The organism is Lysinibacillus sp. UBA5990, assembly GCF_002429815.1.
Lineage (GTDB): Bacteria > Bacillota > Bacilli > Bacillales_A > Planococcaceae > Lysinibacillus > Lysinibacillus fusiformis.
This window is the reverse complement of record NZ_DJAY01000015.1, coordinates 976,804-1,003,594: the sequence shown is the minus strand read 5'-3', so window position 1 is coordinate 1,003,594 and position 26,791 is coordinate 976,804. Positions and strand designations below refer to the sequence as shown.

30 protein-coding genes and 1 pseudogene are annotated in these 26,791 nt (G+C 40.4%); 5 read left to right on the top strand and 26 right to left on the bottom strand.

From position 1 onward, the window contains the following. Positions 1–12 precede the first annotated feature (12 nt). From B3D94_RS17455 to B3D94_RS17435, 5 genes are all read right to left on the bottom strand, one after another. Entirely contained in the window at positions 13–771 is a 759-nt protein-coding gene (locus tag B3D94_RS17455) for an alpha/beta hydrolase (RefSeq protein ID WP_291758707.1), read from the bottom strand. 108 nt (positions 772–879) lie between these two features. Continuing rightward, a complete protein-coding gene (locus tag B3D94_RS17450) occupies positions 880–1,404 on the bottom strand; it encodes a tubby C-terminal domain-like protein (protein ID WP_291758706.1) in 525 nt (174 codons plus the stop codon). Between the two features lie 200 nt (positions 1,405–1,604). Next, complete coding sequence (locus tag B3D94_RS17445; protein ID WP_069481063.1) at positions 1,605–2,321, bottom strand: toast rack family protein; 717 nt, start codon at positions 2,319–2,321, stop codon at positions 1,605–1,607. Between the two features lie 109 nt (positions 2,322–2,430). Further along, positions 2,431–2,814, bottom strand: a complete 384-nt coding sequence (locus B3D94_RS17440; protein WP_291758704.1) for an SRPBCC family protein — start codon at positions 2,812–2,814, stop codon at positions 2,431–2,433. A 29-nt stretch (positions 2,815–2,843) separates the two neighbouring features. After that, complete coding sequence (locus B3D94_RS17435) at positions 2,844–4,052, bottom strand: MFS transporter (protein WP_291758702.1); 1,209 nt, start codon at positions 4,050–4,052, stop codon at positions 2,844–2,846. Between the two features lie 140 nt (positions 4,053–4,192). On the opposite strand from B3D94_RS17435, the gene B3D94_RS17430 reads away from it, so the two are divergent. Then, a complete protein-coding gene (locus B3D94_RS17430) occupies positions 4,193–5,065 on the top strand; it encodes a LysR family transcriptional regulator (RefSeq protein ID WP_291758700.1) in 873 nt (290 codons plus the stop codon). A 99-nt stretch (positions 5,066–5,164) separates the two neighbouring features. Next, the gene (locus B3D94_RS17425) at positions 5,165–6,034 is read left to right on the top strand and encodes a DMT family transporter (protein ID WP_069481060.1); all 870 of its coding nucleotides are present in this window, start codon (positions 5,165–5,167) and stop codon (positions 6,032–6,034) included. 35 nt (positions 6,035–6,069) lie between these two features. Here the strand turns inward: B3D94_RS17425 and B3D94_RS17420 are convergent, their stop codons facing one another. From B3D94_RS17420 to B3D94_RS17395, 6 genes are all read right to left on the bottom strand, one after another. Further along, on the bottom strand, positions 6,070–7,059 hold the full coding sequence (locus tag B3D94_RS17420; protein WP_291758698.1) for a sensor histidine kinase: 990 nt from the start codon (positions 7,057–7,059) through the stop codon (positions 6,070–6,072). Continuing rightward, entirely contained in the window at positions 7,056–7,727 is a 672-nt protein-coding gene (locus B3D94_RS17415; protein ID WP_069481058.1) for a response regulator transcription factor, read from the bottom strand. The genes B3D94_RS17420 and B3D94_RS17415 overlap by 4 nt, the downstream gene beginning before the upstream one ends. Before the next feature lie 13 nt (positions 7,728–7,740). Next, a complete protein-coding gene (locus tag B3D94_RS17410; protein ID WP_291758696.1) occupies positions 7,741–8,712 on the bottom strand; it encodes an alpha/beta fold hydrolase in 972 nt (323 codons plus the stop codon). Between the two features lie 147 nt (positions 8,713–8,859). Continuing rightward, positions 8,860–9,282: a DUF1801 domain-containing protein gene (locus tag B3D94_RS17405; RefSeq protein WP_069481056.1), complete on the bottom strand. Its 423-nt coding sequence runs from the start codon at positions 9,280–9,282 to the stop codon at positions 8,860–8,862. Between the two features lie 48 nt (positions 9,283–9,330). Beyond that, complete coding sequence (locus tag B3D94_RS17400) at positions 9,331–11,142, bottom strand: ABC transporter ATP-binding protein (protein WP_069481055.1); 1,812 nt, start codon at positions 11,140–11,142, stop codon at positions 9,331–9,333. Continuing rightward, complete coding sequence (locus B3D94_RS17395; RefSeq protein ID WP_291758693.1) at positions 11,139–12,872, bottom strand: ABC transporter ATP-binding protein; 1,734 nt, start codon at positions 12,870–12,872, stop codon at positions 11,139–11,141. The genes B3D94_RS17400 and B3D94_RS17395 overlap by 4 nt, the downstream gene beginning before the upstream one ends. Positions 12,873–13,300: 428 nt before the next feature. Here B3D94_RS17395 and B3D94_RS17390 point away from each other — a divergent pair. Next, positions 13,301–13,600, top strand: a pseudogene (locus B3D94_RS17390) (transposase); the annotation flags it as partial. Positions 13,601–13,787: 187 nt separating this feature from the next. Here B3D94_RS17390 and B3D94_RS17385 read toward each other — a convergent pair. From B3D94_RS17385 to B3D94_RS17325, 13 genes are all read right to left on the bottom strand, one after another. After that, positions 13,788–14,474, bottom strand: coding sequence for a hypothetical protein (locus B3D94_RS17385; RefSeq protein WP_291758691.1), 687 nt, complete (start codon positions 14,472–14,474; stop codon positions 13,788–13,790). Beyond that, positions 14,474–14,965 (bottom strand): ECF transporter S component, encoded by a 492-nt coding sequence (locus B3D94_RS17380; protein WP_291758689.1) that lies wholly within the window; start codon positions 14,963–14,965, stop codon positions 14,474–14,476. The genes B3D94_RS17385 and B3D94_RS17380 overlap by 1 nt, the downstream gene beginning before the upstream one ends. Before the next feature lie 32 nt (positions 14,966–14,997). After that, complete coding sequence (locus tag B3D94_RS17375; protein ID WP_069481049.1) at positions 14,998–15,390, bottom strand: bifunctional adenosylcobinamide kinase/adenosylcobinamide-phosphate guanylyltransferase; 393 nt, start codon at positions 15,388–15,390, stop codon at positions 14,998–15,000. Continuing rightward, positions 15,342–15,938, bottom strand: coding sequence for a histidine phosphatase family protein (locus B3D94_RS17370; protein ID WP_069481048.1), 597 nt, complete (start codon positions 15,936–15,938; stop codon positions 15,342–15,344). Before B3D94_RS17370 ends, B3D94_RS17375 begins: the two co-directional genes overlap by 49 nt. Beyond that, the gene (cobS, locus tag B3D94_RS17365; RefSeq protein WP_291758686.1) at positions 15,911–16,687 is read right to left on the bottom strand and encodes an adenosylcobinamide-GDP ribazoletransferase; all 777 of its coding nucleotides are present in this window, start codon (positions 16,685–16,687) and stop codon (positions 15,911–15,913) included. The genes B3D94_RS17370 and cobS overlap by 28 nt, the downstream gene beginning before the upstream one ends. A 20-nt stretch (positions 16,688–16,707) precedes the next feature. Then, positions 16,708–17,283 (bottom strand): bifunctional adenosylcobinamide kinase/adenosylcobinamide-phosphate guanylyltransferase, encoded by a 576-nt coding sequence (locus tag B3D94_RS17360; protein ID WP_069481047.1) that lies wholly within the window; start codon positions 17,281–17,283, stop codon positions 16,708–16,710. Positions 17,284–17,295: 12 nt separating this feature from the next. Further along, positions 17,296–17,904 carry a histidine phosphatase family protein gene (locus tag B3D94_RS17355; protein ID WP_069481046.1) on the bottom strand — a complete coding sequence of 203 codons (609 nt, stop codon included), beginning with the start codon at positions 17,902–17,904 and terminating at the stop codon, positions 17,296–17,298. Beyond that, complete coding sequence (locus B3D94_RS17350; protein ID WP_291758683.1) at positions 17,901–18,995, bottom strand: pyridoxal phosphate-dependent aminotransferase; 1,095 nt, start codon at positions 18,993–18,995, stop codon at positions 17,901–17,903. Before B3D94_RS17350 ends, B3D94_RS17355 begins: the two co-directional genes overlap by 4 nt. Beyond that, positions 18,982–19,938, bottom strand: coding sequence for an adenosylcobinamide-phosphate synthase CbiB (gene cbiB / locus B3D94_RS17345; RefSeq protein ID WP_291758681.1), 957 nt, complete (start codon positions 19,936–19,938; stop codon positions 18,982–18,984). The genes B3D94_RS17350 and cbiB overlap by 14 nt, the downstream gene beginning before the upstream one ends. Further along, entirely contained in the window at positions 19,935–20,618 is a 684-nt protein-coding gene (locus B3D94_RS17340) for an adenosylcobinamide amidohydrolase (RefSeq protein ID WP_069481043.1), read from the bottom strand. Before B3D94_RS17340 ends, cbiB begins: the two co-directional genes overlap by 4 nt. A gap of 206 nt (positions 20,619–20,824) precedes the next feature. Next, positions 20,825–21,007, bottom strand: coding sequence for a hypothetical protein (locus tag B3D94_RS17335; RefSeq protein WP_025115645.1), 183 nt, complete (start codon positions 21,005–21,007; stop codon positions 20,825–20,827). Positions 21,008–21,111: 104 nt separating this feature from the next. After that, a complete protein-coding gene (locus tag B3D94_RS17330) occupies positions 21,112–22,470 on the bottom strand; it encodes an aspartate kinase (RefSeq protein ID WP_069481042.1) in 1,359 nt (452 codons plus the stop codon). A 530-nt stretch (positions 22,471–23,000) separates the two neighbouring features. Further along, entirely contained in the window at positions 23,001–23,753 is a 753-nt protein-coding gene (locus tag B3D94_RS17325; protein ID WP_025115647.1) for an SDR family NAD(P)-dependent oxidoreductase, read from the bottom strand. A 380-nt stretch (positions 23,754–24,133) separates the two neighbouring features. Here B3D94_RS17325 and B3D94_RS17320 point away from each other — a divergent pair, with 380 nt between their 5' ends. Next, the gene (locus tag B3D94_RS17320) at positions 24,134–24,748 is read left to right on the top strand and encodes a TetR/AcrR family transcriptional regulator (RefSeq protein WP_008175985.1); all 615 of its coding nucleotides are present in this window, start codon (positions 24,134–24,136) and stop codon (positions 24,746–24,748) included. A 53-nt stretch (positions 24,749–24,801) separates the two neighbouring features. Here the strand turns inward: B3D94_RS17320 and B3D94_RS17315 are convergent, their stop codons facing one another. After that, positions 24,802–25,347 (bottom strand): TetR family transcriptional regulator, encoded by a 546-nt coding sequence (locus B3D94_RS17315; protein WP_291758676.1) that lies wholly within the window; start codon positions 25,345–25,347, stop codon positions 24,802–24,804. A 131-nt stretch (positions 25,348–25,478) separates the two neighbouring features. On the opposite strand from B3D94_RS17315, the gene B3D94_RS17310 reads away from it, so the two are divergent. Beyond that, complete coding sequence (locus tag B3D94_RS17310) at positions 25,479–26,219, top strand: SDR family oxidoreductase (protein WP_291758674.1); 741 nt, start codon at positions 25,479–25,481, stop codon at positions 26,217–26,219. Positions 26,220–26,288: 69 nt separating this feature from the next. On the opposite strand, the gene B3D94_RS17305 is transcribed toward B3D94_RS17310, so the two are convergent. Then, positions 26,289–26,699, bottom strand: a complete 411-nt coding sequence (locus B3D94_RS17305; protein ID WP_291758672.1) for a hypothetical protein — start codon at positions 26,697–26,699, stop codon at positions 26,289–26,291. Between the last annotated feature and the right edge of the window lie 92 nt (positions 26,700–26,791).

The following is a 26,791-nucleotide window of genomic DNA, read 5'->3' as shown; positions in this document are numbered from 1 at the left end:
ATCGTCAGTTCTTCACATTAAAAATTGCATGATTTCCTGAAGAATTTCATCTTGCTCCCGACCTAATGTCATTAAATGCTTGGAGTTTTCAAATCCTTTTTTTAGCTTCTTCACAGAATGAACTCGCTGATAAATAGTGTCGGCACTGTGCGCGTATAAGTCCTCGTCTCTTTTGCCGTAGAAAATAGCAATTGGCATCATGATCTTCTCAAGCTGTTGCATCGTTTCTTTAATAAACTGCTGAAATCCAATCATCGCGTCCAATGGCATGTCGTTAAACGGCTTCATTTCATTTGTAACTTGCGGCTCTGATTTACCCTCGATATGTTTATAATTATAAGCATAGTCAATGATTCTTTGTTTTAGTTGTGCAGGTTCCTTATCAATCGGTACCGATAACACAATGATTTGCTCTAGCTTTTCTAATTGTGCAAGTTTCAATGTAAAAATACCACCGATGGATAAGCCGATAACAGAAATTTTTTGATAGCCTTCATTCAGCAAAAATTGGTGCGCTTTCACCACATCTTGCCACCAGTCCTCAACTTTGTACTTTACTAACAGTTCTGGCTTATGGCCGTGTCCTCTGTAAAGAGGTACATAACAGGTAAAGCCCTTTTCGTGTAGCTTCGTCGCCACTTTCTTCATATCTCTTGTATGACTTGTAAAGGAATGTAAAAGCAAGACTGCCCGTTCATTTCCTTTCAAGTATATTTCTTTAGCCGGTAAAATAGTTAGCACAACATCAGAACCTTTCTTCACGTACATCATAATAGAAGGTAGCCTCATTTAAGGCTACCTTCTTGTTGTATTTATAGCATAATCGAAAGACATATGCCACTGACTACAGCATCATATCATGCCGAATTTTTATTGCTGCTAGGCTCCCACAAATAATACCGCCTGGCCAATCGCAATAAAAAAGGCCTCATGCTGAATAGGACTGTTGTCTTCAATTTCTAGTGTAATGTCAAAATGAGTTTCGCAAAAAGTTGCTTGCCAACGTGCTATCGGCTCCTCATTCCATGTAAAGATCGACCAGTCTTCCATTTCTTTGCTGAGCTTAATTTGATGCTCTCCATCTGTAATAAGTAAATCAGGAATCATAATTTGCCAGCCATCATAGGCAATCATATAGTCTTTTCCCGTCACTAGATCCTTTCCTCGAAAATGCACACGACCACGACGGGATACTTTTTTACAAGTAAATAAAGGTCGGCCATGATGATCATGGACGTCAAAACGAACAAAATAACGAAAATCCATCGTCTTATCGAATGCTTTTTTAAGAGCATTAGAATAAACACGTTGAACCGTTGATGATGTCTCTCCTAATTCATTTAAAATAGAGACCACCTCTGTAGAATCTATTTCCATTGGCTGTTTATATGTATAGGTTTTCAATCGACTCGCTCCTTCAAAACAATTGCTTCCTTTAAACTAACATAAAATATATGCCCAATTCAAAGAATGTAAACGTCAGATTGTGCGGTATCATAAATTTGCCTTTCTCAATTTCAAAAGCTTAATGGTCAGTGCTTAGCAGCATTTTATTACATACAAAAAGTAGACTACTTCTTTCATAGTAGCCTACCGGATTTTCTTTATTTATCTAATTTAAACGTAATGTCTCCTACGCCTATTTCTGATGTGATTTCTAGCACAACATCTGCTTTATCATACGCTTCATTGACATAGACACCTTTGCCCTTAGAAATAAGGCCCTCGAAATTGGATGAACCTATGCCCTTTTCTGTCGTTAATTTGACACCAACCTTTGAAGGTACAATGACCGTCGTTTGACCTACCCCAGTTTCAATATTCGCTTTAAAGCTTTTTTTCCAATCGCCACCTAAGTTGACTGTGAGATCGCCGACACCTGCTTCAATATCTAATTTTTCTAGCTGCAGTCCCTGTAAATCTAGATTGGCTAAGGAAGCTCCTGTTTCTACCGTCAAATCCATCGGGATATCGTCATTTAATTGGATTGCCCAATTGTTTTTAATATTGGAGATGCCTAGCTTCGTCGAGCCTTTATGTTTAATTTCAACTTCTCCTGTATCGCCACTAACATCATAGTTAACTTGAGGGGCTAGCTTTTTAATATTATAGTCCGCCTTGCCCTCAACCCACTCCTTGGCGCCACCAGTTAGATTCATTTCTCCGACACCTAAATCAATATCTACCTCTAGTGTCTTCGCTTTATCCTTTTCTACTAAGATGGTCTCTTCTTGCATTTTGTTTGGCATAAACGAAAAGCACCCCGACAAGACGAATACTGATGTGCCCATCATGACACCTAACCCAACTAATTTTTTCAATTTAATTTCCTCCCGCTATATATTCTACCAATAATTTCATTATATAGGAGTGGAACATATAAAATACGACCTTGCGTTTGAAATTCCTCTAAGACCTGAGACGTAGTAGTTACGATTGGTGTGGAATATCATCACCCTCTAGCAATCCTTTTAAATTAGCAAGGGACGCATCATAGCCCTGCATATTGAAGCTAACCGTTGTGCCGTTGTCCTGTTCTGCTAAAGACATCGCGATCACCGATTCTGGAACTTCCAAGTAAAATGAAAAAATCTCATATTTTTTGACTTGCTGGATCGTTAACTGCATTGGCAGTGGATCTGCTAGCTGATTATGGTCATTAGGCATTAAAGTAAAGGTCATCTTCTCCCCTTCAGCCAGTTTAGGGATGTCCCAGGTTGAGTCTGGCGCATACCATTGTGAGAGGGCTTGCTCCTCAGTGATCGCTTGCCATACATTTTCTACTGCCGTTTGAATCCAAATTGAACTGCTCATCCGCAACATCCTCATTTCCTGTTTTTCTATTATTTTACTGAACTTTCCGAAGAGAGGCTACTATTGGTTGTTCTCCATAAATAAAACGCTCCTACAATGACCATCATAGCTACTATATCCAGAGCCATTTGATGACTTGAAAAAATGGTAACGAGTAAACCATAGATAGCCGGAGCCAAAACAATAAAGAATTGATTAATCGTTAAAGCGGCACTAACAGTAAGTCCCACAGATTGAGGATCGGACTGCTCCGTTACACTGGCTATATATAAGGAATACCAGCCTAGTGCGAAAAAGCCCATCACACAGCAAAATAACATCATTAAGCTCTTAGCCTGTAAAACAACAGGCATACAAGCGACCATCACAAATGTGGCAAGCATAACAATTATTAGTAAGTGCTCGCGTTTCTGAGCGAAATATCGGTCACTCAGCCAAGCAAGGGCAATTCTTCCTACCATCCCTCCAAGCAGGACCAAACTTAAATACTTCCCAGCTGCTGTTAAGGAATAGCCACCTTCCTGATGTAAATAACTCATCAAATGGGCGATGAGGATCATCTGTAAAGACATCATCACAATGCCCACAAAAAAAATGGGATAGAGCGCTTGATTGTCTTTAATAGCCTTCATCTTTTCTTTAAACGGTATCGGTGTTACTACAGCCGTATTATGCTGTTTTGGCTCCTGATACATGAACAAAAATAGGAAACCGCCACCGATTGCTATGACACCTTGTGTCCAATGCACAGCTGACAGATGGAAATGATGATATAAATAGGTAAGAATGAAGGAAGCGAGAGCCCCTCCGATTGGAATACCGGTTTGGCGAATTCCGATCGCTAAACCCCGATGCTTGTCTGGGAACCATTTCACGATGGCCGTACTACCTCCCGTTTGGGCACTACCATACCAAAAGCCAACAACTATTAATACGACTAGCAATGTCGTATAATGATTCACAGGAATTAAGAGGAACGTACAGACGCCAAGTAAAATAGAGCCCCATCCAATAATTTGTTTTTCTCCTTTTTTATCCATGAGATAGCCAAAGAAAAGCATTGAGAAAATCGGTCCAATATTCACGGCAGAAACAATTAATCCCGTTTGGAATGACGTTAAGTGCCATTCCATTTGATAAAAGGAAGCAACCGGCCCCATCCCGTATGTGACAAAGGTGGAAGCTGTTTGCGAAAGCGTAGCCACCAGTAAAATGATCCATTTATAATATGTATGCATGTAAACCCTCCATAGCTATATACCGCTCTATTTATGCGGTACACTTAGATATCTTGAGTTTACGTTGACAGCTAGCTTACGTAAAATGGAGGAAAATGATAGCGGCTATCAAAAAATTTAATAGGTGTGTGACGAATAACATGAACATTGAAGAAATTTCCATTAAAATTGAGCTTTTAGAAAGGCAAAATTTAAGTAAATCTGCCGAAATCACCAACTATACACAATCGGCCTTAACATCGAAGGTAAAGAAGATGGAAAGTGAAATTGGACAGGAAGTCTTTAAACGAACACCTCAAGGCTTAAAGCTAACAGAAGTAGGTGACCACTATTTACAATTTTTAAAGCAGGTTGCCCAAGAATATGAAGAATTTTTACAAACCGTAGGATTCACTCAAGCCCATATTCAATTTGGAACCTCCCATACGACGATTAAAATATATGGGGCGTCCATCATGAATGCGCTACAAACCAGTCATAGTCCGATCGATGTGGATTTCACAGTCGAATCGAGTACATCGTTAAATCACAAAGTACATCAGGCGGAATTAGACTGTGCATTAACGAGTAATCCATTAAAACATTATGCGGATTTACACTATGATTTAATGACAACAGAAACATTTGAAGTCATCTCGAGCCCTGCCCATATCATCGATTTTGACAAGCCAACACCTGTGACACTCCTAGTTTTAAGTAAAGGTTGTATGTATTCAAAGGCCTTAGCTGAATGGCTTACGCACAAGAAAGTCCCGTTTACGATGAAGGAAATTAAATCCGTAAGTAGTATCCTTGATTTTCTAGAAATCGAGCATACCTTGGCAGTATTAAATACGAAGTTACTTGCACTCTACCCATGTCCTGACCTGCACTTTTATGAAATGGAGACGTTAAACAAGGTCATTGAGACTGTCTTTATTTATAAGAAGGAAAACTATAAGCAGTCTTCTATACTGCAATTAAAGCAGGTAATAGAATCCTTGCTTGAAAGGAATGAACTGGATGATCGTTAGCTCAGGTTGCTCTTTATGCGAATATTTTAAAAAGCCTATATTATTCACGCATACTGCAATATAATAGGTTTGATATTATTAAATACATAGGAGTACATCATGTTTTATTACATCTCATTGTTTTTGGCAGTATTTGCTTTATCTACATCAGCTATTTTTGTTAAGCTTGCTGATGCCCCGCCGGCTATTACGGCTTTTTATCGATTATTTTTTGCGATGCTCGTGCTCCTCCCCTTTTTGTTAGCACAAAGGGGACTACGACAAGAGCTAGCTAACCTGTCTAAAAAACAGTGGGGACTGGGTATTCTATCAGGTCTATTTCTGTCCTGTCATTATGTTTTATGGTTTGAATCATTAAACTACACATCCGTGGCCAGTTCAACGGTTATCGTCACACTACAGCCGTTATTCTCTTTAGTAGGTAGCTATTTTTTATTTAAAGAGCGCTTTTCAAAAGGGGCAATTATTGGCTGTTTGGTAGCGATCATCGGCTGTTTCATCATCGGCTGGCAGGATTTTCAAATTAGCGGACAAGCGCTTTATGGCGATATTCTCGCATTTATCGCGGCAGGCATTATTACAGCCTACTTTTTTATCGGGCAATCTGTACGGAAGGATTTATCCCTTATTACCTATTCGATTATCGGATATGGCAGTAGCTCAATCTTCTTAGCCATTTACGCCCTCTTTATGCAGGAATCGTTTTTCGACTATCCTGCATCCACATGGTGGTCCCTACTAGGATTGGCTGTGATTGCAACGATTTTTGGGCAAACGATATTTAATTGGCTATTAAAATGGTTAAGTACAACAGTCATCTCTATGAGTATTTTAGGAGAAACAATTGGCACATGTATTTTAGCTTATTTTATTTTAGATGAAATGATTTCCGTTCAACAAGGGATTGGCATAATCGTCATATTACTAGGACTTGCCCTCTTTTTACTCCAACAACGAAAGTCTGCATAATAAAAAAACAACGGCAAAAGACGGCCGTTGTTTTTTTATGGCTGAGTAAAGCGAAAGGTCGTACCATCCTTGCTGGATTGTAAAGAGACTTCAATATTCAATGTTCTAGCAATATCTTGGATAATTTTCAATCCAAGACCACTATGTTTGACGTCTGACTGAAAGCCGATGCCATCATCACACATCAGTACCTCTCCCGCTTTAATCGTCACCATTAGTTTTGTTGCTTGGGCATGCTTTAACGTATTTTGAAAGACATTATCAAATAAACGTTGTAACCATAATTCATTACTTGTCCAAATTGCCTCTGCATCTTTTGGATGAAAATGGAGTGCAATATTTTGCATGCGGTATAAGTAACTCCATTTCTTAATCATCGTCTCTAATAGGAAAGCTAGCTGAACTTCCTCCTGAACGACAAAGGCATTTTCGCTCGTATCAATAGACTGGTATTGCAGTTCATTCGTTAAATTCGCAATATAGTGAATTTGTGCGTTTAACGATTCCACCAATTTTGGTTGCTCTTGTAGTTGATCTTCTAAGTAAAACAATTGCAAACGTATCGCTGTCAATGGTGTATGGATATCATGTCTTAATTTTTGAAGCAGCTCTTTTTGGAGCTCCTGCTGTTGAGCTAACTCTAATTCCCGATAAGTCGTGCGCTCAATTAAAAGATTGACAGATTGAATTAACTGTCCTATTTCATCCTCGCTATTTACCGTTAACGTATTGGGTATCCGTTCATTACTCGCTAGTTCCCGTATTGTTTGGTTGAGCATTGTAATTCTAGCTAATAAGGAATGGATGGATGTGGAAAATAGTAAGGCAAGAATCCCTAAAGACAGCACAAAGGCAAGCAGCATAACAGGATATGCAAAGGATTCATGGAACGGGATGCCATTATTTTTCGTTTTAAAAGCCTTGTCATAAAGGATGGACATGAACACACTAATACCTAATAATACGATGGGTACACTCCCAATCGCTACCAACAACAGTGTTCTATATTTAGTTTTTAACGTCATTTCTTTATATGGGTATTTAGACGATACCCCTCTCCATAAATATTTTGTAAAATAATGCCTGTTGAATCGTTCAGCTTTGTCCGAATCTTTTTTATGTAGACATTGAGAATATTATGGTTACGCTCATCTAACGGCCATAAATAATCAAAAAAGTGGTCCTTTGTTAAAACTCTGTCACGGTTATCAAATAGATAAAAGAAAATTTTTCGTTCTATGGCCGTCAACGAAATTTCGTTTTGAAGATGGTGATGAAATACTTTACGATGCTCTCCATCAATGAATAAATGCTGAATTTGCGTAAACGTCCCATATTGTTGTACTAGCATTTTTTGGATTCTTAGCAATAGTTCTCGTGGGTCAAACGGCTTTGTCAAATAATCTTCCCCAACTGTTAAACCTTCTAGCTTGCTTTCAATATCACTACGTGCTGATAAAAAAATGATAGGAATATTTAAGCCTAATTGTTTAATGTTTTTGCTTAATTGATAGCCATCCTCTCCTGGTAGCATAATATCCATAATGACTAAATCTACTTCCTGAATGAGCCTCATTATATCTCTGCCATCTGTTTTCCATATGGCTTCATAGCCTTCTCTTTGCATTATCTTTTGAAGTAAATCACCAATCATGGGATCATCTTCTACAATTAAAATTCTAAATCCTTTCATGTTAACGACCTCTCTAATCAGCATTCGTTTTCATAAACTCTATCGCTAGTTGATAGATTTCCTCTGGTTGATAAAGATATATACTATGAGTGCCACTTACCTCTTTCACTTCTGCGTGCGTGAATTGCTTCGCGAAGTCTGCGTAATCTTGGCGATTTTGCTCTGTATACTTTGAATGTTCATTTTCCTTCGCAATAGCATCAACTATTATAATTGAGGTGTCTTGTGGTAATGGAAGCTGTTCTGATTGTAAACTATTTTCATAGACGTGTAACAGCTCATTTTTCATATCTTCATTAAAAAATTGCTTAAAGGACAAAGCTTGATAGAGTTCCTTTTCTTCAGTCGTTAAAAAGGACATACTCAGAACTTGCGGATTATACACCTGCGAGGGTACTAAGCGGTGTAAACCTACCTTAGTAGCTAGACTCATTCCCTTCACCATCCATCTATCCAAGGTACCCATCTTATGCTTTACATACTGACTAGGCAAGCCAATATCTAGAGCGATAATTCCTTTTACTTCTTCTGGGTATTTTTGTGCCCAGTAAATCGCTTCAAGTCCTGATATAGAATGAGGGACAAGAATATAGGGCGGCTGAAGCCCACTTGCCAGAAGTGACTCCCTTGTTTGCATAAGAATGGTATCAATATCTCTTTCATCATGGGCGATCTCACTAAAACCATAGCCAGCTCGGTCCACTACAGCAATTTGATGGTGCTGCGAAAACTTACTATAAAGCCCCTTTAACTCATAAACAGGAGCTGCAATGCCTGACCCTGCCATAAAAACATATGTATCCTCCCCAGCCCCCTCTCGATAGACATTCATGCTTTGACCATTAACGTTCACTATCATGCCGTCATTTCGTAAAATGGCCTCCTCCTTTTGGATCAAACGATTGTGGTACATACTGACCGCTACGATGCCGATCGATACGATGACCCCCAAATAAATAAACATTTTCTTTATGATTTTTTTCATACGCCTCTCCTCTCCGTTGATACTTGTAAGGATACATGTGAAAAATTAATAACTACTTAATTTTTGAAGAAATGTTTACTTGATGAGCTGAGAGGCTAATCAATGAACAGAAAAAAGCTCCTACATAATGTAGGAGCTTTTTTAGAGTCATGCATTTGGATAGGTTTTCTGTAAAAAGACGATAGACTGTTGAATAAGAGCCTTTAAAATAACTTCTTCAACATCAGCGAGTTTATTAATATAAACGCAGGCTTTCCCTGTTGTGTGTTTACCAAATTGCTGTAATAGCTGCTCTCGCTCACGATCACCTGGGGCAAAGTATAAACTAATTTTTGCCTTGCGAGGGGAAAATCCGACAAGTGGTGCATCGCCTTCATGGCCTGTTTGATATTTATAGTGGTAATGACCAAACCCAATTATACTTGGACCCCACATTTTAGCCTCATAGCCTGAAACCTCTGTAAAAATGTCCAATAGTCGATAAGCATCTTCCCGCTTTTTTGGATGATCAACACTTTCAATAAATTCAATGACACTTGCATCGGTTTCTTTCGTCTTTAATTCATACATGTGTATCCCTCGCCTTCACAAAATCGGATTGTTCATCCCTATTATTCCCTATTCCGCCTGCTCTAACAATAGTTTTTGTTGGAGTTGTCGATACATCCCTTGTTGTTCCATCAACTCTTGATGATTGCCTTTTTCAATAATTTCACCATGTTGTATAACGAGTATTTGGTCTGCTTTCTCAATGGTTTTCAAACGATGGGCGATAACAAAGCTTGTGCGACCCTGCATTAAATGCTGTAAGCCTTTTTGAATATCGACTTCCGTTTGCGTATCCACACTGGATGTCGCTTCATCTAAAATTAAAATATCCGCGTTCTCCAAAATGGCACGAGCAATAGCAATGAGCTGCCGTTGTCCCTGACTTAAATTAGCGCCACCCGCTTGAACCGGCGTATCGTATTGTGTAGGTAAATATTTTATAAAATGATGGGCATTCGCAATTTTTGCCGCATCCACAACCTCTTCATCCGTCGCATCCAGCTTACCAAAGCGAATGTTTTCACGAATAGTGCCAGAGAACAAATAGGTATCCTGTAAAACCACACCTACCCGTTGGCGAATTGTAGACATTTTATAGTGTTCAATATGGTGCCCATCAATTAAAATTTCACCCTGATCCACATCATAAAAACGTGTTAGTAAATTAATAATAGTTGTTTTCCCTGAGCCAGTAGGACCAACAAGAGCTATCGTTTCCCCCGCCTTTGCTTGGAAGTTAATGTTTTGAAGAACTGGCTTCCCTTGCTCATAGCTAAACGATACTTGCTTGAAAACGACATCGCCTTTTAATGACGGTGCCTCAATAGCCTGAGGACGATCAGCTACCTCTGACGGTTCATCTAGTATTTCAAAAACACGCTCTGCTCCAGCTATAGCTGATTGAAAGGTGTTTAACAGATTAGATAATTGATTGAGCGGGCGGAAAAATTGCCTTGTATAAGTGACAAATGCAGCGATAATACCAACTGTCACAAAACCTTTCACCGCTAATAGAGCTCCTGTCCCGATGACTATCGCTAGGCCTAGGTTATTCATAAAGTTATTGATGGGTCCTAATAAGCCTGACGTAATCTCTGCGCGTTGTGCGGAGTTTCGCAAGTTTTCATTTTGCTGATGGAACGTATCGATGGATTGCTGTTCCTTGCCAAAAAGCGTGAGTACCTCTGCGCCTGTAATCATTTCCTCAATATAGCCATTTAGCTTACCAAGATCTCGTTGACGCGCCGCATAATTTTTACTGCTGCGTTTAATAATTTGCTTAGTGGTGAAAACGATAAGCGGAATAATGATCAAGGTCACAATCGCTAATGGCCAGCTTAATGTGAACATGGCAATACTAACACCAACAACAGTTAAGATGGACGATACAATTTGCGTCACACTTTGAGCAAGCGCTGTATTTAAATTATCGATATCGTTTGTGACACGACTCATTAAATCACCGAGCGCACGCTGATCAAAAAATCTTAAAGTGAGCGTTTGTAGTTTTTGAAACAGTTCCAGACGCAATATCCGAATCGTTTTCATCGCCACATGAATCATGACATAGGTTTGCAGCCATGTCAGAATAGACGCTACAGTAAAAATCACGGCTAATAGGATTCCTAGTCGGATTGTCCCATCAATATCCTTTTTCATCATGTAATCATCAATGATATGGCCTATCATATAAGGCCCCGCTAAACTTAAAAACGTAGAAGCGATGACAAAGAAGATGGAAATATACAGGCCTATTTTTTGCTGTTTGACATAGCGCCAAACTCTTGTCAGTGTTGCCCTTTGATTTTTCGCCTTTTCGGCTGGCCCTCCCATACGAGGTCCACGTCCAAAATTCATTTGCTTTGGTTGATTTTGACTCATCCTTCTTCACCAGCCTTTTGCTGTGACGCGTAAATTGCTTGGTAATGTACATTGTTTTGAAGTAGCTGTTGATGGGTCCCTTGCCCAACTATCTCGCCATCCTCTAGGACAAGAATGACATTTGCCTGCTGTATCGAGGCAATTTTCGAAGCTACAATCAATGTCGTCGTGTCTTGAAAATGGGCGGCTATGGCCTGCTGCACATGTTTTTCTGAAGCACTATCAAGGGCTGAGGTAGTATCATCCAGCACGAGAATAGCTGGCTTTCGAACGAATGCCCGACTTAAAGCCAAGCGTTGCTTTTGCCCTCCGGAGAGATTCGTAGCCCCCTGTGACAGCTCATGTGCTATACCCTTATCGAGCCGCTCTACAAATTCACTAGCACAGGCAGCATCCAATGCCTGTTGTATTTCCTCTGCCGTTGCATGTTCATTACCAAGGCGTATATTTTTTTCTATCGCCCCAGAAAACAATAAAGCCTTTTGTGAGGTAAATCCAATATGGTCCCGTAACGTGGATAAAGAGTACGCTGAAAGCGGTTTGTCATCCAAGTAAATGGCTCCACCTGTTGGATCGAATAGGCGCGGTAATAGCTTTACAAGGGTTGATTTACCGCTACCTGTTTTCCCAATGATGCCCACTGTTTCCCCTGGCTTCACTGAAAATGAAATGTTTTTAAGAACATCCTCTGCCGTTTCATAATAACGATAACTTACATGATCAAATTCAATTGCTCCTTTTATAGGATCTGTCCATGCAAGTTCTGCTTCCTTAACGGCAATGTCCTTATTTAAGACATCCACAATTCGTTCTCCCGAAGGCAATGCACGCGCAATTTGCATCAGCACCATACTGGAAGACATTAAACCATTTAAGATAATCGTTAAGTAATTAATAAACGCGAGAATAACCCCTACCTGTAATGTCCCTGCCTCAACCTTAATGGCCCCAAGCCAAAGTGCTGCGACAATCCCTAGGTTAACGACGAACATCGTAAATGGCACAAGCACCCCTACAATTTGTTCTGCAGTGATGAAGCGTTTTGTCAGCCCATCATTCAGCTCACTAAATTGGGATACCTGTTGGGTTTCACGGCGAAAGGCTTTAACGACACGGATACCCGCTAAATTTTCCTGTAGCTTCGTATTCACTGCATCAATAGCCTCTTGGACGCGGCGATACAGCACCCCCGAGTACTTCGTGAAAAAATACATAGCCACAATCAAAATCGGCACAATGATAAGAAGTATTGAAAAAAGCTCCCGTGCTGTTACAAAGACGATAATGACTGCCCCGATAAAGAGTAGTGGCCCACGCACAAAAATACGCAACGTCATCATAAACGCGCGTTGAATACTTTCCACATCACTCGTTAAAATGGTAATTAGCTTGCCAGTCGTAAAGGCATCACGCTCTTTAGCTGAATAGGACATCATTTTTTGATAGAGAGCCTGTCGCACATCCGAAGCAAAATGAATCGCTGCCTTCGAGCTATAATACGAGCAACCAATCCCACCAACAAGCCCAAGTACCGCACTTGCTAGCATCCATACAAACATGCTTACTACATAAGCATGATCTCCATTAGCAATCCCTGTATCAATCATATGCTGCATGATCGTCGGCTGAATTAAATCCATTGTCACCTCCAGCACCATTAGAAGGGGCGCTATTAAGGTGAAAAATTTATAGGGCTCCAAATACTGCCCTAATTGTTTTATTGCCTGCATACATTCGTCTCCGTTCTATTTAAATCCCATTCGTTCCTCATTATAACTGAAAACTATTCCCATTTGGCACTATTTTTTCGAGACTCGTAATACTTTGAGATTTAACTAATTGAGGAGATATCATGGAGCTTATGGCAGACATCCGTCCAAATAAAAAACCCCATGCCTATACAAAGGGCACTGAAAAAGTCCATATCTTTTTTTCATTTGGCACTGTGGCTCTATTGTTGTTTTCCGAAGCATTCCGCTCGCTTTTCCGCGGGCGAGCGCCGAGTCTCCTCCTACGCTTCGCTTCGTGCGGGGTCTCGTCGGTCTCGCTTTCCCGCAGGAGTCGAGCGATGCTTCACCAAACAACGCAATGTATCATACTCTTATTTTAGGCACGCTTTCCTTTATAATAAAAGAATTAATATGCAGGTGGTGCCCCAATGATTTCAAATCAGGAAACCCTTAATTTAAGTCCATACATGGCAATCTACGATATTGTTGTGCCAAAAGATAATATGCTTCGCCAGATCAATGAACTTGTTGATTTTTCATTCATTTTAGAAGAGCTAAAAACAAAATATTGTTTAGACAATGGACGTAATGCCATTCCTCCAATTCGCATGTTTAAGTACTTATTATTAAAAGCGATTAATGATGTATCAGACGTCTACCTAGTAGAGCGCTCAAAGTATGATATGTCATTCAACTATTTCTTGGATATGACACCAGAAGATCCAGTGAGACAGAAATAAGGCACTTCCTGTTCAAAATTGAACAAGAAGTGCCTTATTTTTATCTGAAAAAGGTTCGCTTTTATGAAAACATAAGTTTTTCAGTGCCCTCGTCTATTCATGGAGGTCGCTTTAAATAATTCTTGTACCGCTCGTTGGATTATTTTCAAAGCAGTCGTTTTGCTCAAAACAAGCCCTATTGCATTGAACTTATCTGTAGTTTTTCAAAATTTCTTTGGAAAATTTGGTGGGCCAACTGCTCTTTCTCGGGATTAACACCAAGTAAAATAACTGTACTTGGTCCGGCTGATTTGGTCATATCATGTGAACATTCAACTTTTTGCTGGCCAAAAAGGCGCACACATTCACCATGAAGTCCCTTTGATCCGACAGGCCACACTTGCTGAACGATTTCCGCCAGCCATGCCTGATAAACAGGTTGCAGCTGCGCCACATCACCAGGGTGTGCTAATAGTTCCTCGCCAACAAGTGGTAAGCCATATGTGTACCAACTAAGCTGTGTAAGCTCCAATGCTTTTCGCTGTTGTATTTCCCCAAGCATAGTAATCGCTATACCAGACTGTAAAGTAGGCATATTGGATTCCGAACTACCAGCAATGGCTGGGCAGGAAAGGCCCGTTTCCTCGAACACTTGCTGAATTCCGCTTTCATAGCTTGACCATGCAGCATCCCCTGAAAAATTAGCGAGTAGAATTTGAATAGGAAGTGCCTGTGCAGCCAGCTGCTCTAGAAATGTCACACGGGCTGTCATATAGGCAGTCAATTGATCGGATGCTAGCACAGCATCTTGTGGCTTCTCCCCGATGGCTGCCGCATTATCCATTGTCGCAATAAACGTGCCCACTTTCATAGCATTTCTCACTAAACTCGACCTGCCTTACGCACAAAAACTTTTGACAAAATGGGCATGACCACCGCGACAATCATTAAATTAATAGCGGTTGCTATGAAAATACTCGCTAAAGCACCCCAGAAAAAGGCAGGACTAATAATAAAATAAAATGGCAGTGGGGCAACGATGCCGTTTAATACTAGGGCAACTGGCCATTTCCAAACATGCATGCCTTTTTTATGCATGACCCCAAAAATCCAGACAACGATAAACATCTCTACAGCAATAATTACATGGAGTGGGCCAAGTGGGAAGCCAGCAGTTAATGCGCTAATAAAATGACCAATGAGACCAGCTACGCCAGCAAATAATGGCGATAGAAAAACAACACCTAAAAAGGCAGGTGCTGAATCAAGAGCTGCCGTTGAAATAAAAGCGGGTACTTTAATGGCTGCTCCTACTGCACAGATGGCCGCAACCATTGCCGTTAGTATCCATTTCATTAATTTTTGTCGATCCATTGCATTTCCTCATTTCCGTTAGTATGTTGACCTCACTTGAGTTGCTCGCCAATCCCGTACCAAATACGTACGACTTGCTCCGCTTCAGCAAATAATGCTTGATATAGGCGGCCACACGTATCACGTAATAAACGTGCTTGTTTTTCCATCGGTACAACACCGCGGCCCATATCTGTCACAATAAGTGCCAGCGAACAATGTTGGGCAAGGGCTGTTAATTTGGTGAGGACCGATTGTACCACAAGCTCATCTTCCTCAAGATTTTGTGTCATAAGCCATTTTTCCACATGTTGAATGACTAGGATTTCACAGGCTGGTGCAACATCCGGTAGATCGCCATCAATAAGTACCACCTCGTGCTGTTCATATAAACGCATTACATAATCGGTTTTTCCGCTATAGGCGCCTCCGATAAATACATGCATCTTGCTCCCTCCTCCCAAGCCTTTCTAGTAAATGTTAAATTAAATTGATGATCATGTGGCACTTGGTATGACCAAAACGGCTGCTCTGTTGGCGCATAGGCAACGAGTAAGGCACGAATCACCCCACCGTGAACGACTAAGTAATAGCTATCCTCATTCTTCGGCAATAGCTTGAAACCTTTTACAACTCTTGCCACAAAATCATCAAAAGCCTCTCCTTGTGGTGGTGGAGAATGAATAGGGTCGTCCAACCAGGCACGGTAACGAGTATCCTTCTTTAAATCCTCATAGGTTTTCCCCTCAAATTCACCAAAATTTGATTCACGAAACCGTTCATCTGCTTCATAGCTAGCATTCGGAAAATAATGGGCGGCCGTGACTCGACAGCGTTGTAAATCACTGCCATAAACCTTTTCGACACCTGCATCCACTACAGAGAGCTTGGAGATATTAGCTAATGGTGCGTCCGTCCATCCCAGATAACGTTTTTCTAAATTGGCCTTTGTGGGCGCATGCCGCATTAAGCACACAGTAACAATGTCACCCATAGTACAACCTCCATCCCTTCAATAGATGCACCTAGTAAATCACCCGAGACACCGCCAAAATTACGCAATGTAAATTGACGAAAAATAACAAGTGCAAACGCTAAAACGATCACTAATAATATTGGTAGCATTGAGAATTTTGTGATGATCAGTACAATCGGCATGGCCAATAAAAGAGACAGTAGCATAATCATTTTTAATAGTTTCGCGTTAATATGCGATTGAAAGAAATAGGCAAGTCCTTTTTCCTTTGAACAGTTAAGTGACATAAAATAAAAGCTCATGCCGACCCTTGTTAAAAAAGGAATGAATACGACCATCCATAATGCAAATTTGTTTTGCACAAAAAGCTCATGTAAAACGACAAATTTCCCAAATAACAAAAATAGTATGGATAGCACTCCGAAAGCACCAACCCGAGGATCATCTAAAATCTCAAGTCGTTTATCCCGATCTCGATAAGAAAAATACGCATCCCCCATATCAATAAAGCCATCCAAATGTAAACCGCCTGTCCATAAAGCAAACAGCCCGATGACGATAAAGGCAAGCATGACCTCGCTACTGGCAGTCCATTGTGTGAGACTGTAGAGGGCTCCAGCTACTGTAGTACCCATCAAGGCCCCTACCCATGGCAAGTAAGCGAACATTCCTGTAATCGTTAACCTTGTTAAAGGTAATTCCTTATGTACGGGCAAAACCGTAAAAAATTGAAATGCCAACAGCAGACTATGCCAAAAATTTTTCATCGTCTTGCCTTCCTTCTCGATTATTTCCATCTCTTTACGATACCATAATTCATTTCATACGCCTCTTGAGCTGCCCCTACGAACCATTGGTGGAATTGTCCTAAAGTTCTTCGATACAGCTCCACCTCTTCGTTCTGATAAGGAGGCTCATCAAACAGCTCATTCGACACCACTAATAATGTCACGTTCTTCGTTTGCAGAGATTGGATGGCCTGTTTAACAGTCTTTAGCTTGGATGCTAAACAGTCAGGCTGCGTTACACAGGGTGCTCCACGATCATAGCCTTCATAAAAAGCATTCGTCAGCCAAGTAGTGACGCAATCCCATAGCACCACATCCCCATCCTTGAGTGTCTCAAATACCGGGGGAACGTCATAAGGGGCCTCCACTGTTAACCATTTTATTGGCTGGGCTAGACGATCGGCTTGATGACGATCAATTCGCTTGCCCATTTCATCATCCAAAGCAATACCAGAAGCCATATATATTAAACGTTTTTCTGTACTAGGCTGCACTTGGTAATGCTGTATAGCGGCTTGTTCTGCAAAATGAGATTTGCCACTACGCACACCACCTGTAATAAAAATGAGGGGCATTTGTAATACCTCCTATTGTAAATGATGTAAAGTACCAATTTCTTGGATTACCCACTGCTGTCCCTGACGTTCAATAACGGTGACACTTGTCCCATGAATATAAGGAGCTGTCCAAAGCTCACTAATATTGCGTTGTAAAATAGCATTAATCATGCATTTAATCGTCACTGCATGGGAAACGATCAAAATAGGCTCATCTCGATGCTGCTCCGCTATTTTTTTCAACGTATACATCGCTCTTTCTGTGACAGCGCCAAAACTTTCCGTATGGGTTGCGATAAATTGCGCTGGGTATTTCGTATACAATTCATAATCAAGCCCATTTGTCATCAAAATGTCCTTAATTCTCTTACCTTGCCAATTCCCTAAAAAGATTTCCCGTAAATTATCCTCATAATAAACGGGTAATTGGCGATGAGCCGTCAGAATATCCATCGTCTCCTTCGCACGACCACTTGAACTACAATAAGCTGCCGCAAATGGGATTGACTGTAGTTGTAACTGTAATCTTGTAGCCGCTTCTCTACCATTGTCCGTTAACGGAGAGTCCAACCATCCTTGTAGTCTTTGCTCTTGATTCCATTGTGTTTCCCCATGCCTTACTAGATAAAAAGTTGTCACTTTTCTCTCCCCTTATTTGCGTAAAACCACGCCTGCAGACAATTATGTAAATACGTCATGGCCGCAATATCTTTAATCCCAATACGGAACCATTCGCCCTGTAATCCTTTAAAGTTTTTCGTATGACGCAGGACAACTCCCTGTGCTAAACAATACGTAAAAAAGGCGTCCGCCTGCTGTTCCTTCGGCAATGAAAAGCACACATAATTCGTCACACTATTAGTGACAAGACAGCCGTTTTCTTGTAAATAACGATGCAACCGCTCTCTTTGCGTTGTCGCATAGGCAATTGCCTGCTGACTATATTGCTGCTCATCCAAACAGCCTGCACCAATGACCAGTGCAAAGGCATTTAAATTCCAATGCGGCAGCATGTCCTTTAGCTCACTGACAATAGAGGCATGAGCAACTAAATAGCCAAGACGTAAGCCAGGTATTGCGTACATTTTAGTCATCGAACGCACAACGAGGACATGTGAATTCTCCATACTTTCATGAATGAGGGAATTCGCCTCATCAACCCAATCCATGAAGGCTTCATCAATGACAAGCTCACATTTGACAGCTCGACCATGCTCCAATAAGGCTAGTAAATCTTCCTTCTCTGGCAATACACCTGTTGGATTGTTCGGTGTACAAATATAGAGAGCGTCTGCCTCCACCATTTCTTGTTTAAGTCGTTCCATTGGCAACGTGTATTGGATAAAGTCCGTCACCAAAATCGGAATAATAATAGCACCCGCGGCTCGCAATGTTCGCTCATATTCTGAAAAGGTAGGATGTACGACAATGACGCGCTTTTGCGCATAACGTCTCGCAATAACACTAAAGAGTTCTGACGCCCCGTTGCCTAGTAAAACCATCTCCTTCGCTACTTGATGGAAAGCAGCGACCTTTGTTAGAAAGGGCTCTCCATCCGGATCGGGATAGCGTTGAATAAGCGGGTAAAATGTACGCCAACGCGCCTCGACAAAAGATGGTGGTCCTGCCGCATTGACATTTTCACTAAAATCATATACTTCTTCAGGCATCGTTAAACCTAATTGCTGATAAACATTTTGCGGATTTGCTCCGTGATTAGGTAATAGCATAAATGAACACCTCCACTGCTAACATGACAAGCGTAAAGAGCACCATGGCAATACGCATATGAATAATAGATGCCATTATATGCTCCTTTGTTAAAGGAACTAATTTTTCTCCCATAATCGCTCGATGAGAAACAACGCCTTGATAAGTATTTTTCCCACCTAGTTGGACGCCAAGCTGCACTGCTGTTGCCGCCTCTAAATAACCACTATTAGGACTTGGATGCTTTTTAGCGTCTTGGGCCCAACGCTTTAATCGTTGTCCAAATGAGTAACTCGTTACATTTTTTGTACCTAGCACGATAAGAAAGCCTGTGATACGACTTGGAATAAAATTCAGGACATCATCAAGTTTGGCAGAAAACATGCCAAAATCTTTGAATGTTTCATTTTTATAGCCGACCATGGAATCTAACGTATTGACAGCCTTGTAGCCCCATAAACCGATAGCACCAAATAAAAAGGCATAAAATAGGGGGGCGGTCACTCCATCACTTGTATTTTCAGAAACGGTCTCTACTACACCACGCACAATCTCATCTTCGCCCAGCTTTTCAGTATCACGCCCAACAATCCATGATAATTTGACGCGCGCTTCTGCAAAATCACCTTTTACAAGGGGCTCATAAACTGCCAGTGCTGCCTCCTTCAAACTACGCTGCGCCAGCCCAATGCCAATTAGAAGGCCTTCAACCAAAACGCCAAAAATCAAGCTTACCTGATAGCTGAGTAGTAAAATAAGTGTGACCACAAACATCGTTGTCCCTACGACTGCAAGTGCCATCACCATACCACGCAATTTCCGCCATTTGCCTTGATTCCATAAAGCTGTTTGTGATTGAATCAGCTTACCAATCCATCGCACGGGATGCGGAAGCTTTGGAGGATCTCCTACTAAAATATCGAAAATAATCCCTATGATACAGGCAATCACTATGGCAATCATAACGCCTTCTCCTCTTTATCCTTTTTGTATTTACGAATAGCCTCACGCATCGTTTCATAGACACCGTAGCCAATGACCTTGCCTAACATTGTGATAGGACCAGCATATTGATGGTAATCCCCTTCTTCTGTAGAAGCAATGAGCAAACTATCAGTGGATGTTCCGGTTGCTTGCGTGCCTGTTGTAGGATCAGTTATGCCTTCATCCGTTAACGCTTTCACCTTCGCCTCCGTTGTCGAAATCATAGCCTGAAATAACGCTTCATCAGACAATTTTCCGTTAATAAGCACCCATGTATTAATCGTACCTGCATGGTATTGCTCCACACGATGAAAAGCACGTGTAATATCTACGGCATTACCTAGACCTGCAGTAATCATAATAACTAGATGAATACCTTCATATGTAAATTCACGAATGGTCGCAAAGTTTGCTTGGACAGCCGTCATCATCGCCACTGTGTGATCGATTGGAAAATCATGCGCCTGCAAAAAATGCTGTAAATCACGATGTGGCTGTCGATCATCATAAGTAATGGGCACAGTCCGATTCATCAGATGAGTAAAATAACCAAAGCCTGGATTATGCATGGCAGAGGATACAACCTTCATAGGTGAAACAGCTTGAAGTGCTACATATTGGTCAGAAATTTGAATATGATCCTTCGAAAGTATGGGCATTCAATCGCCTCCTGACGATAAATAGATTATGAACATAAAAAAACAAATTCTTACAAAGAAGAATTTGTACTGTCGATTCTTTATTTAAAATTTGAACCTTCTGAACGTTTGTACAGAATAACAACTTCATAATACTCAAATTATTTATTTTCTTTGAAATTGTATCATAAGTTTGCCTATTGCCACAATTCCATTTTGACGTGTTGTTACTGCTTTTGTTTGAGATTTTTAAAGCGGATCACGGAGCCAATGATGATAAAGACCCAACCGATAGCTATGTAAACCACTTTCATTGTTTTTGTCGATGATGGTAAAATATCCATAATCGTTAAACAGACAAAAAGTATCCCAACAACCGAAAAAAGCATACCAATCGTTAAATTCTTCACGAAAAACCCTCCCAACTATGTACGCCCTCGATTTTACCGTATTCTTAGCAAAAAGAAAACACTAATCCAAGTATAGAACCCTTGGATTAGTGATAATTGTGTCATTAAGCTTTCGCATGGGCAAAAAATTCTTCATATAACGCCTGTAAAATGCGGTTTTCAAATTCCTGAAGTACACCAAAAACGAGACTTACTTCAGAAGAGCCTTGATTGATCATTTCAATGTTTGCACCAGTTTTTGAAATCGCTGTAGCAGCACGGGCAGCTAAACCTGTATTATGGCGCATACCTTCGCCAACAATCACGATCATCGAAAAACCATGACGCATTTCTACATACTCAGCATGTAGCTCTTCTTTCACTCGACTAATAATACGCTCTTCATTATCTGGTGATATCTGATTCGAACGCATAATGACTGAAATATCGTCTAAGCCAGAAGGTGTGTGTTCATAAGAAATATTTTCATCTTCTAAAATTTGTAGTAGCTTTCGTCCAAAGCCTACTTCACGATTCATCAAATATTTAGAGACATATAAAGTTGAAAAACCACTGTCTGCCGAGATACCTGTAACGGGACGACCTGTTGCAGGACGACTTGGTACGATACGAGTACCTGGGGCTGATGGATTATTTGTATTTTTTATGTTAACGGGCACCCCAATCTTGTAGACAGGCATTAATGCTTCGTCATGGAACACTGAAAAGCCTGCATATGATAATTCGCGCATTTCGCGATACGTAATTTCTTTAATTTCCACTGGATCATTGACTACTTTCGGATTCGCGGAGAACACACAATCCACATCCGTAAAGTTTTCATATAACTCCGCTTCAACAGCTGCTGCTAAAATGGAGCCAGTAATATCAGAGCCTCCGCGGTCAAATGTTCGCAATACGCCCGCTTTAGTGTAACCGAAGAACCCTGGGAACACAATAATTTCTTTTGTGTGTTTTAAAGGGGCTAAATTAGCATACGCTTCGGGTAAAGCAAATGTTCGTTCAGGCAAATCATTGACCACTAAACCATCCTTAGGGCTTACATAGCGTGCGGGCATTCCAATTGCATTAAAATAAGCGGCAATAAGTTTGGCGTTATTATCTTCACCAGCTGCTTTAATGCTATCGATGAATAATTCCACGTTTGTTTTGTCACCTTGTACACGTTCACGTAAATCTTCCGCAATCACGTCACAAATGGCATCATCTAACCCTAAGCCATCTGCAATTGCTCGAAAACGATCGACTACAATATGCAATTTGTCTTCGGTATCTTCATGTTGTAACGCGGCAGTTGCTAATTGTATTAATAGATCGGTTACTTTTATATCGTCACCAGATCGTTTACCTGGTGCTGAAACGGCAACGATTTTACGTGCCGGATTAGATTTCACAATATTTGCTACTTTTTGAATTTGTTCTGCGTTTGCTACAGATGTTCCACCAAATTTACACACGATCATATCTATCAAATCCTAACTTTTTCAAATTAATTGTATTCCTCCAAAAAACAATTGACTGTACACAGTGTACAAATTATCGATTCCTACGTCAATACAATTTAAAAAATTCGCGCAATTTACTGAGAAATATGGACAATTTTCGTACTGTTTGATTTATTATACGGATTTCGTATGAAATAGTTAAGGTTTTTATGAATTTTTTTTCGTGATATTCACAGATTCGTGAAATTTTCCGTTTTGACTTTCTTCTATATAAAGAGGAAAACGCTTACTCCCCACTATGATATGCACAAACATCCTCGGTGTTTGTGCTAATTTGCAGGCGAAAGGAGGGTTTTGAGTAGGAAGGCGAATACTTCTGGGTAGTGGTTTTTCAAGAAAATTGTTGCATCACTTTTTTGCCAGCTATGTAAAACTCCATTACGAAAATACTTGAACTGGGGATTAATTTATCAATCTCTCGCTTCCATGCAAAAAAAACTAGGATCACATATATTTAGTGAAACCTAGTTTTCTCAAGCTATTTTCGTTTAAATCGCAGTCCATCCGCCGTCAATGACTAGTTCCGCGCCTGTCATAAAGCGTGATTCGTCAGAAGCAAGGAAGACCACTCCATAGGCTACGTCCTCTGGTGCACCAAAGTATGGTAGCTGTGTATAGGTTTTGTAGAAAGGTAAAGCGCCCCCTTCTTCCATCGTTGGCGCTGTCATAGGCGTAACAATAATGCCTGGGTGAACAGAATTTACACGAATATGATCTTTCCCATACTCTACCGCAGCCGATTTAGACAACACACGAAGTGCTCCTTTTGCTGCTGTATAAGGACTTGTCCCTGCCATTCCCACGATTCCACCAATGGAAGAAATATTGACAATAGAACCGCCACCAGCCTTTTGCATTTCTGGAATCACATATTTCATACCAATGATACAGCCATTTAAGTTAATGTCCATTACTTTATTCCATTCGTCCATTTCCATGTTGGCAATCGTTTTGGGTGATGAAATTCCTGCATTGTTGACGAGTACATCGACTTTACCATATGCCTTCACTGCCTCTGCAATAACGGCTTTCCACTCGTCCTCAGACGTTACATTATGTGAAAGACCAATAATATCTCCACCATTTTCTTTAATTTCTTTCACTAAGTTATTCAATGGCTCGATTTGCACATCTGTTGCAATCACCTTTGCCCCTTCTTGTGCAAATAATTTTGCCTCAGAAGCGCCCATGCCCATCGCTGCTCCCGTAATAATGGCTACTTTCCCATTTAAACGTCCCATCTATAAAACTCCCTTTCTTTTATTAATCCATTCCCTCTGTGCAAATGCCAGCAGATATTTTGAATCCGTGATAAAAGCTAGAGGCTTCATTTTGATTCAGCAGATATATGAACACCTTCTAAAAAGAGCATCACAAGCATACATCCTCCCCCATAGAAAAGGGACATTTCCGTATGTTTGATATAAAATAGCTGAATCAGATAAATGAATAATTCGTGAACACGTTAACAACTAGTTGTATTATCGACACCGTGTCGTTAATATAATTATAACTGTCTGTTCAAAAAGGGCAAACAACATAAGAGCATGAATTGATGCATTGACAACATGCAAGGCTACTATGTTGTGTAAACGATAAATTTAATACAAGGAGCTTAAAAATGTCGAAAAAGATGGACCCTCGCGTCATAAGAACACGCCAGCTATTGAGAGATGCACTTGTGGAATTAATTGATGAACAAGGCTATGAGAAGATTACTGTGCAAGATATTACTCAACGAGCAACCTTGAACCGTGCCACTTTCTATTTACATTACCGTGACAAATTAGATTTACTGTACCAGAGCTCTGAGGAAATCTTACATGAATTAGTAGGAAGTATTCACCCAACATTTGAAGAGAAGAGAGATTTTGATTTATTACCTCATTATGATCAGCCTCATGAGACATTTATGCATTTGTTTGAACAAATTGCGCTGAATAGTAAGCTTTACAAAGTCTACCTCACAGAAAAAGATATCCCTTATTTTTCTGCAGGCTTAAAAAAGATAATTATCGATTTTGTATCAAGTGGCATTCAATTGATGGAGCCTGATGATCAAAAATTAACCGTACCGCGTGAGATGGCTATCCGTTTTTATGCCGCTGCCTTTCTGGAGGTAATCGTCTGGTGGTTAGAAAATGATATGCCCTATACGCCAAAATTTATGGCGACTCAGTTAATGCGTATTACCATTAAAGGACCCTACTTGGATAACCCCTTTCAGCAATCTTAAAAGCTGGCATTTCCTATATGCCAGCTTTATTGGTTCACTACGTATTATTTGTCCTATACATTGGATTGTGCTTTGCAAATAACGGACCATACCTGTTCAAATAATGCTTGATGGTCACTATTGCTCCATCTTTCAGCAAAATACGGGTTGTGGAAGTACGTAAATGCTGTCATAACTGCCATCCCTTGATTTTCCCACCCGCTAATTTCCTCCACCTTTTTAGCTAGATGATTTAAATGATTACTAACAAGGCTACTATTGGTTTCGATGTAGTTTGTATACAATAAAAACATTTTCTGATGATTGATATAAAGATCTTTCTTTGTCAGATTAAGGAGCCATAGCCAATGATGTAGAGCAGTTTCAGCATCCTCATGTTCTTTAGGACTCCACTCCAATAATGGTCGCGAAGTATTTTCCAACCATTTAAGAGCCAACTTCTGTAACAAGTCTTCTTTATTCTTAAAGTGTTTATATAGTGCCGCGTGAGTTACGCCAAGCCTCTTCGCAATATCTAATAATGTTGTTTTATTTATACCCTTACTTAGAATAATTGCCTCTGCTGTTGAAAAAATCTTCTCTTCTGAAAGAATGGCCATATTCATCTCCCCAATCCATGTTCGTGGTTACATTTTGTTGACAATGTAACTATAACACGTGTACTATAAAACAACAAAGTTACAAAATTTAATTTTTGTAACTAAAACATATGCTTAGGAGGATTTATTTTATGGGAAAAGAGATGGATAAACGCGTTGCTTTAGTATTAGGTGGATCTGGTGGGATCGGCCGTTCAGTCGTAGAAAAATTAGCAGAGGAAGGCTATGCCATTGGTATTCACTATTCTTCAAGTAAAACAAATGCCAAACAATTAGAGGCATCTATTGTGGCGCGTGGAGGTCAGGCAATATCTGTCGGTGGCGATGTAGCAAATGAAATTGAAATGAGTATGGCCTTTGAGCTGGTGGAAAAAGCCTTTGGAAGTATAGATGTTGTCATTAATACGGCTGGAATCATGTTACTTAGCCCAATAGCCGAATTAGATTTAAATGATTTAGATAGGATGCATCGGACAAATATTCGAGGTGCCTTTGTTGTCTCTCAATTAGCAGCACAACGAGTTAGCAAAGGAGGCGCCATTATTAATTTTTCAACCTCTGTTACTCGTAGCCAGTTTCCGAACTATGGCGCCTATGTAGCCAGTAAAGCAGCAATTGAATCGATTTCTATGATTTTAGCTCGTGAACTAAGAGGTAAGGATATTACTGTTAATACAGTAGCACCCGGCCCTACAGCAACCCCTTTATTCTTAAATGGAAAAGATGAACATCAAATTCAGCATTTAGCAAATGCCGTGCCATTAGAAAGACTAGGTGAGCCTAATGATATTTCAGAAGTCGTCGCATTTTTAGCTGGCCCAGCACGGTGGATCAACGGCCAAATAATCTTCGTTAATGGTGGCCTAGCCTAATATGCGTTGCACCTTAAATGATTAACCCCCTTTAGATCGATTTCTAAAGGGGGTTATTTTGGCTGTACCTCAGCGGATAGGTTTCTCAAAATTCCAGTTCGTATAAATGACAGCCGCAGTTACTGGCTCTGTAGTCGTATCTTCTGTGAAACCGCCTATTAGGTTGCCTACTCTAAATGTCGGCTCAAAAAATTGTTCTTCCTTAGGGGGGGCGGTTGGACCATCTATGCCCAATTTCGTCTCATCTGTAACAACTACTTCCATGCCGTTCTCCAACGTAAAGCTCAGTCCATCTTCTCCAACTTCGGTGATCACTCCTTCGATATTGACTACTGCACTTGCCGCAGGAGCTGCATGGTCCACCACAATTCTATCTGTTAAATCGATTGTTGTGTCATTGTTAACATTGACTAAAGAAGAGACTACAGCTATTACTGCACAGGCAACTAAACTTCCCACACTTATTCGTACTTTTTTCATAAAGACCCTCTTTTCTTTTTGTTGAAATTCCATCATCTCGTTTTGCATCTTTATCTTAAATTCTTCGGAAGCATGAATCTGCTTCATCACGT

Coding starts and splice junctions, on each gene's coding strand:
- B3D94_RS17455 (WP_291758707.1), bottom strand. CDS start 771: ATGATGTACGTGAAGAAAGGTTCTGATGTTGTGCTAACTATTTTACCG.
- B3D94_RS17440 (WP_291758704.1), bottom strand. CDS start 2,814: ATGAGCAGTTCAATTTGGATTCAAACGGCAGTAGAAAATGTATGGCAA.
- B3D94_RS17435 (WP_291758702.1), bottom strand. CDS start 4,052: ATGCATACATATTATAAATGGATCATTTTACTGGTGGCTACGCTTTCG.
- B3D94_RS17430 (WP_291758700.1), top strand. CDS start 4,193: ATGAACATTGAAGAAATTTCCATTAAAATTGAGCTTTTAGAAAGGCAA.
- B3D94_RS17425 (WP_069481060.1), top strand. CDS start 5,165: ATGTTTTATTACATCTCATTGTTTTTGGCAGTATTTGCTTTATCTACA.
- B3D94_RS17420 (WP_291758698.1), bottom strand. CDS start 7,059: ATGACGTTAAAAACTAAATATAGAACACTGTTGTTGGTAGCGATTGGG.
- B3D94_RS17415 (WP_069481058.1), bottom strand. CDS start 7,727: ATGAAAGGATTTAGAATTTTAATTGTAGAAGATGATCCCATGATTGGT.
- B3D94_RS17410 (WP_291758696.1), bottom strand. CDS start 8,712: ATGAAAAAAATCATAAAGAAAATGTTTATTTATTTGGGGGTCATCGTA.
- B3D94_RS17405 (WP_069481056.1), bottom strand. CDS start 9,282: ATGTATGAATTAAAGACGAAAGAAACCGATGCAAGTGTCATTGAATTT.
- B3D94_RS17400 (WP_069481055.1), bottom strand. CDS start 11,142: ATGAGTCAAAATCAACCAAAGCAAATGAATTTTGGACGTGGACCTCGT.
- B3D94_RS17395 (WP_291758693.1), bottom strand. CDS start 12,872: ATGCAGGCAATAAAACAATTAGGGCAGTATTTGGAGCCCTATAAATTT.
- B3D94_RS17380 (WP_291758689.1), bottom strand. CDS start 14,965: ATGGATCGACAAAAATTAATGAAATGGATACTAACGGCAATGGTTGCG.
- B3D94_RS17375 (WP_069481049.1), bottom strand. CDS start 15,390: ATGCATGTATTTATCGGAGGCGCCTATAGCGGAAAAACCGATTATGTA.
- B3D94_RS17370 (WP_069481048.1), bottom strand. CDS start 15,938: ATGGGTGACATTGTTACTGTGTGCTTAATGCGGCATGCGCCCACAAAG.
- cobS (WP_291758686.1), bottom strand. CDS start 16,687: ATGAAAAATTTTTGGCATAGTCTGCTGTTGGCATTTCAATTTTTTACG.
- B3D94_RS17360 (WP_069481047.1), bottom strand. CDS start 17,283: ATGCCCCTCATTTTTATTACAGGTGGTGTGCGTAGTGGCAAATCTCAT.
- B3D94_RS17350 (WP_291758683.1), bottom strand. CDS start 18,995: ATGCTATTACCTAATCACGGAGCAAATCCGCAAAATGTTTATCAGCAA.
- cbiB (WP_291758681.1), bottom strand. CDS start 19,938: ATGATTGCCATAGTGATTGCCTGTATCATAGGGATTATTTTCGATATT.
- B3D94_RS17340 (WP_069481043.1), bottom strand. CDS start 20,618: ATGCCCATACTTTCGAAGGATCATATTCAAATTTCTGACCAATATGTA.
- B3D94_RS17330 (WP_069481042.1), bottom strand. CDS start 22,470: ATGATCGTGTGTAAATTTGGTGGAACATCTGTAGCAAACGCAGAACAA.
- B3D94_RS17325 (WP_025115647.1), bottom strand. CDS start 23,753: ATGGGACGTTTAAATGGGAAAGTAGCCATTATTACGGGAGCAGCGATG.
- B3D94_RS17320 (WP_008175985.1), top strand. CDS start 24,134: ATGTCGAAAAAGATGGACCCTCGCGTCATAAGAACACGCCAGCTATTG.
- B3D94_RS17315 (WP_291758676.1), bottom strand. CDS start 25,347: ATGGCCATTCTTTCAGAAGAGAAGATTTTTTCAACAGCAGAGGCAATT.
- B3D94_RS17310 (WP_291758674.1), top strand. CDS start 25,479: ATGGGAAAAGAGATGGATAAACGCGTTGCTTTAGTATTAGGTGGATCT.
- B3D94_RS17305 (WP_291758672.1), bottom strand. CDS start 26,699: ATGAAAAAAGTACGAATAAGTGTGGGAAGTTTAGTTGCCTGTGCAGTA.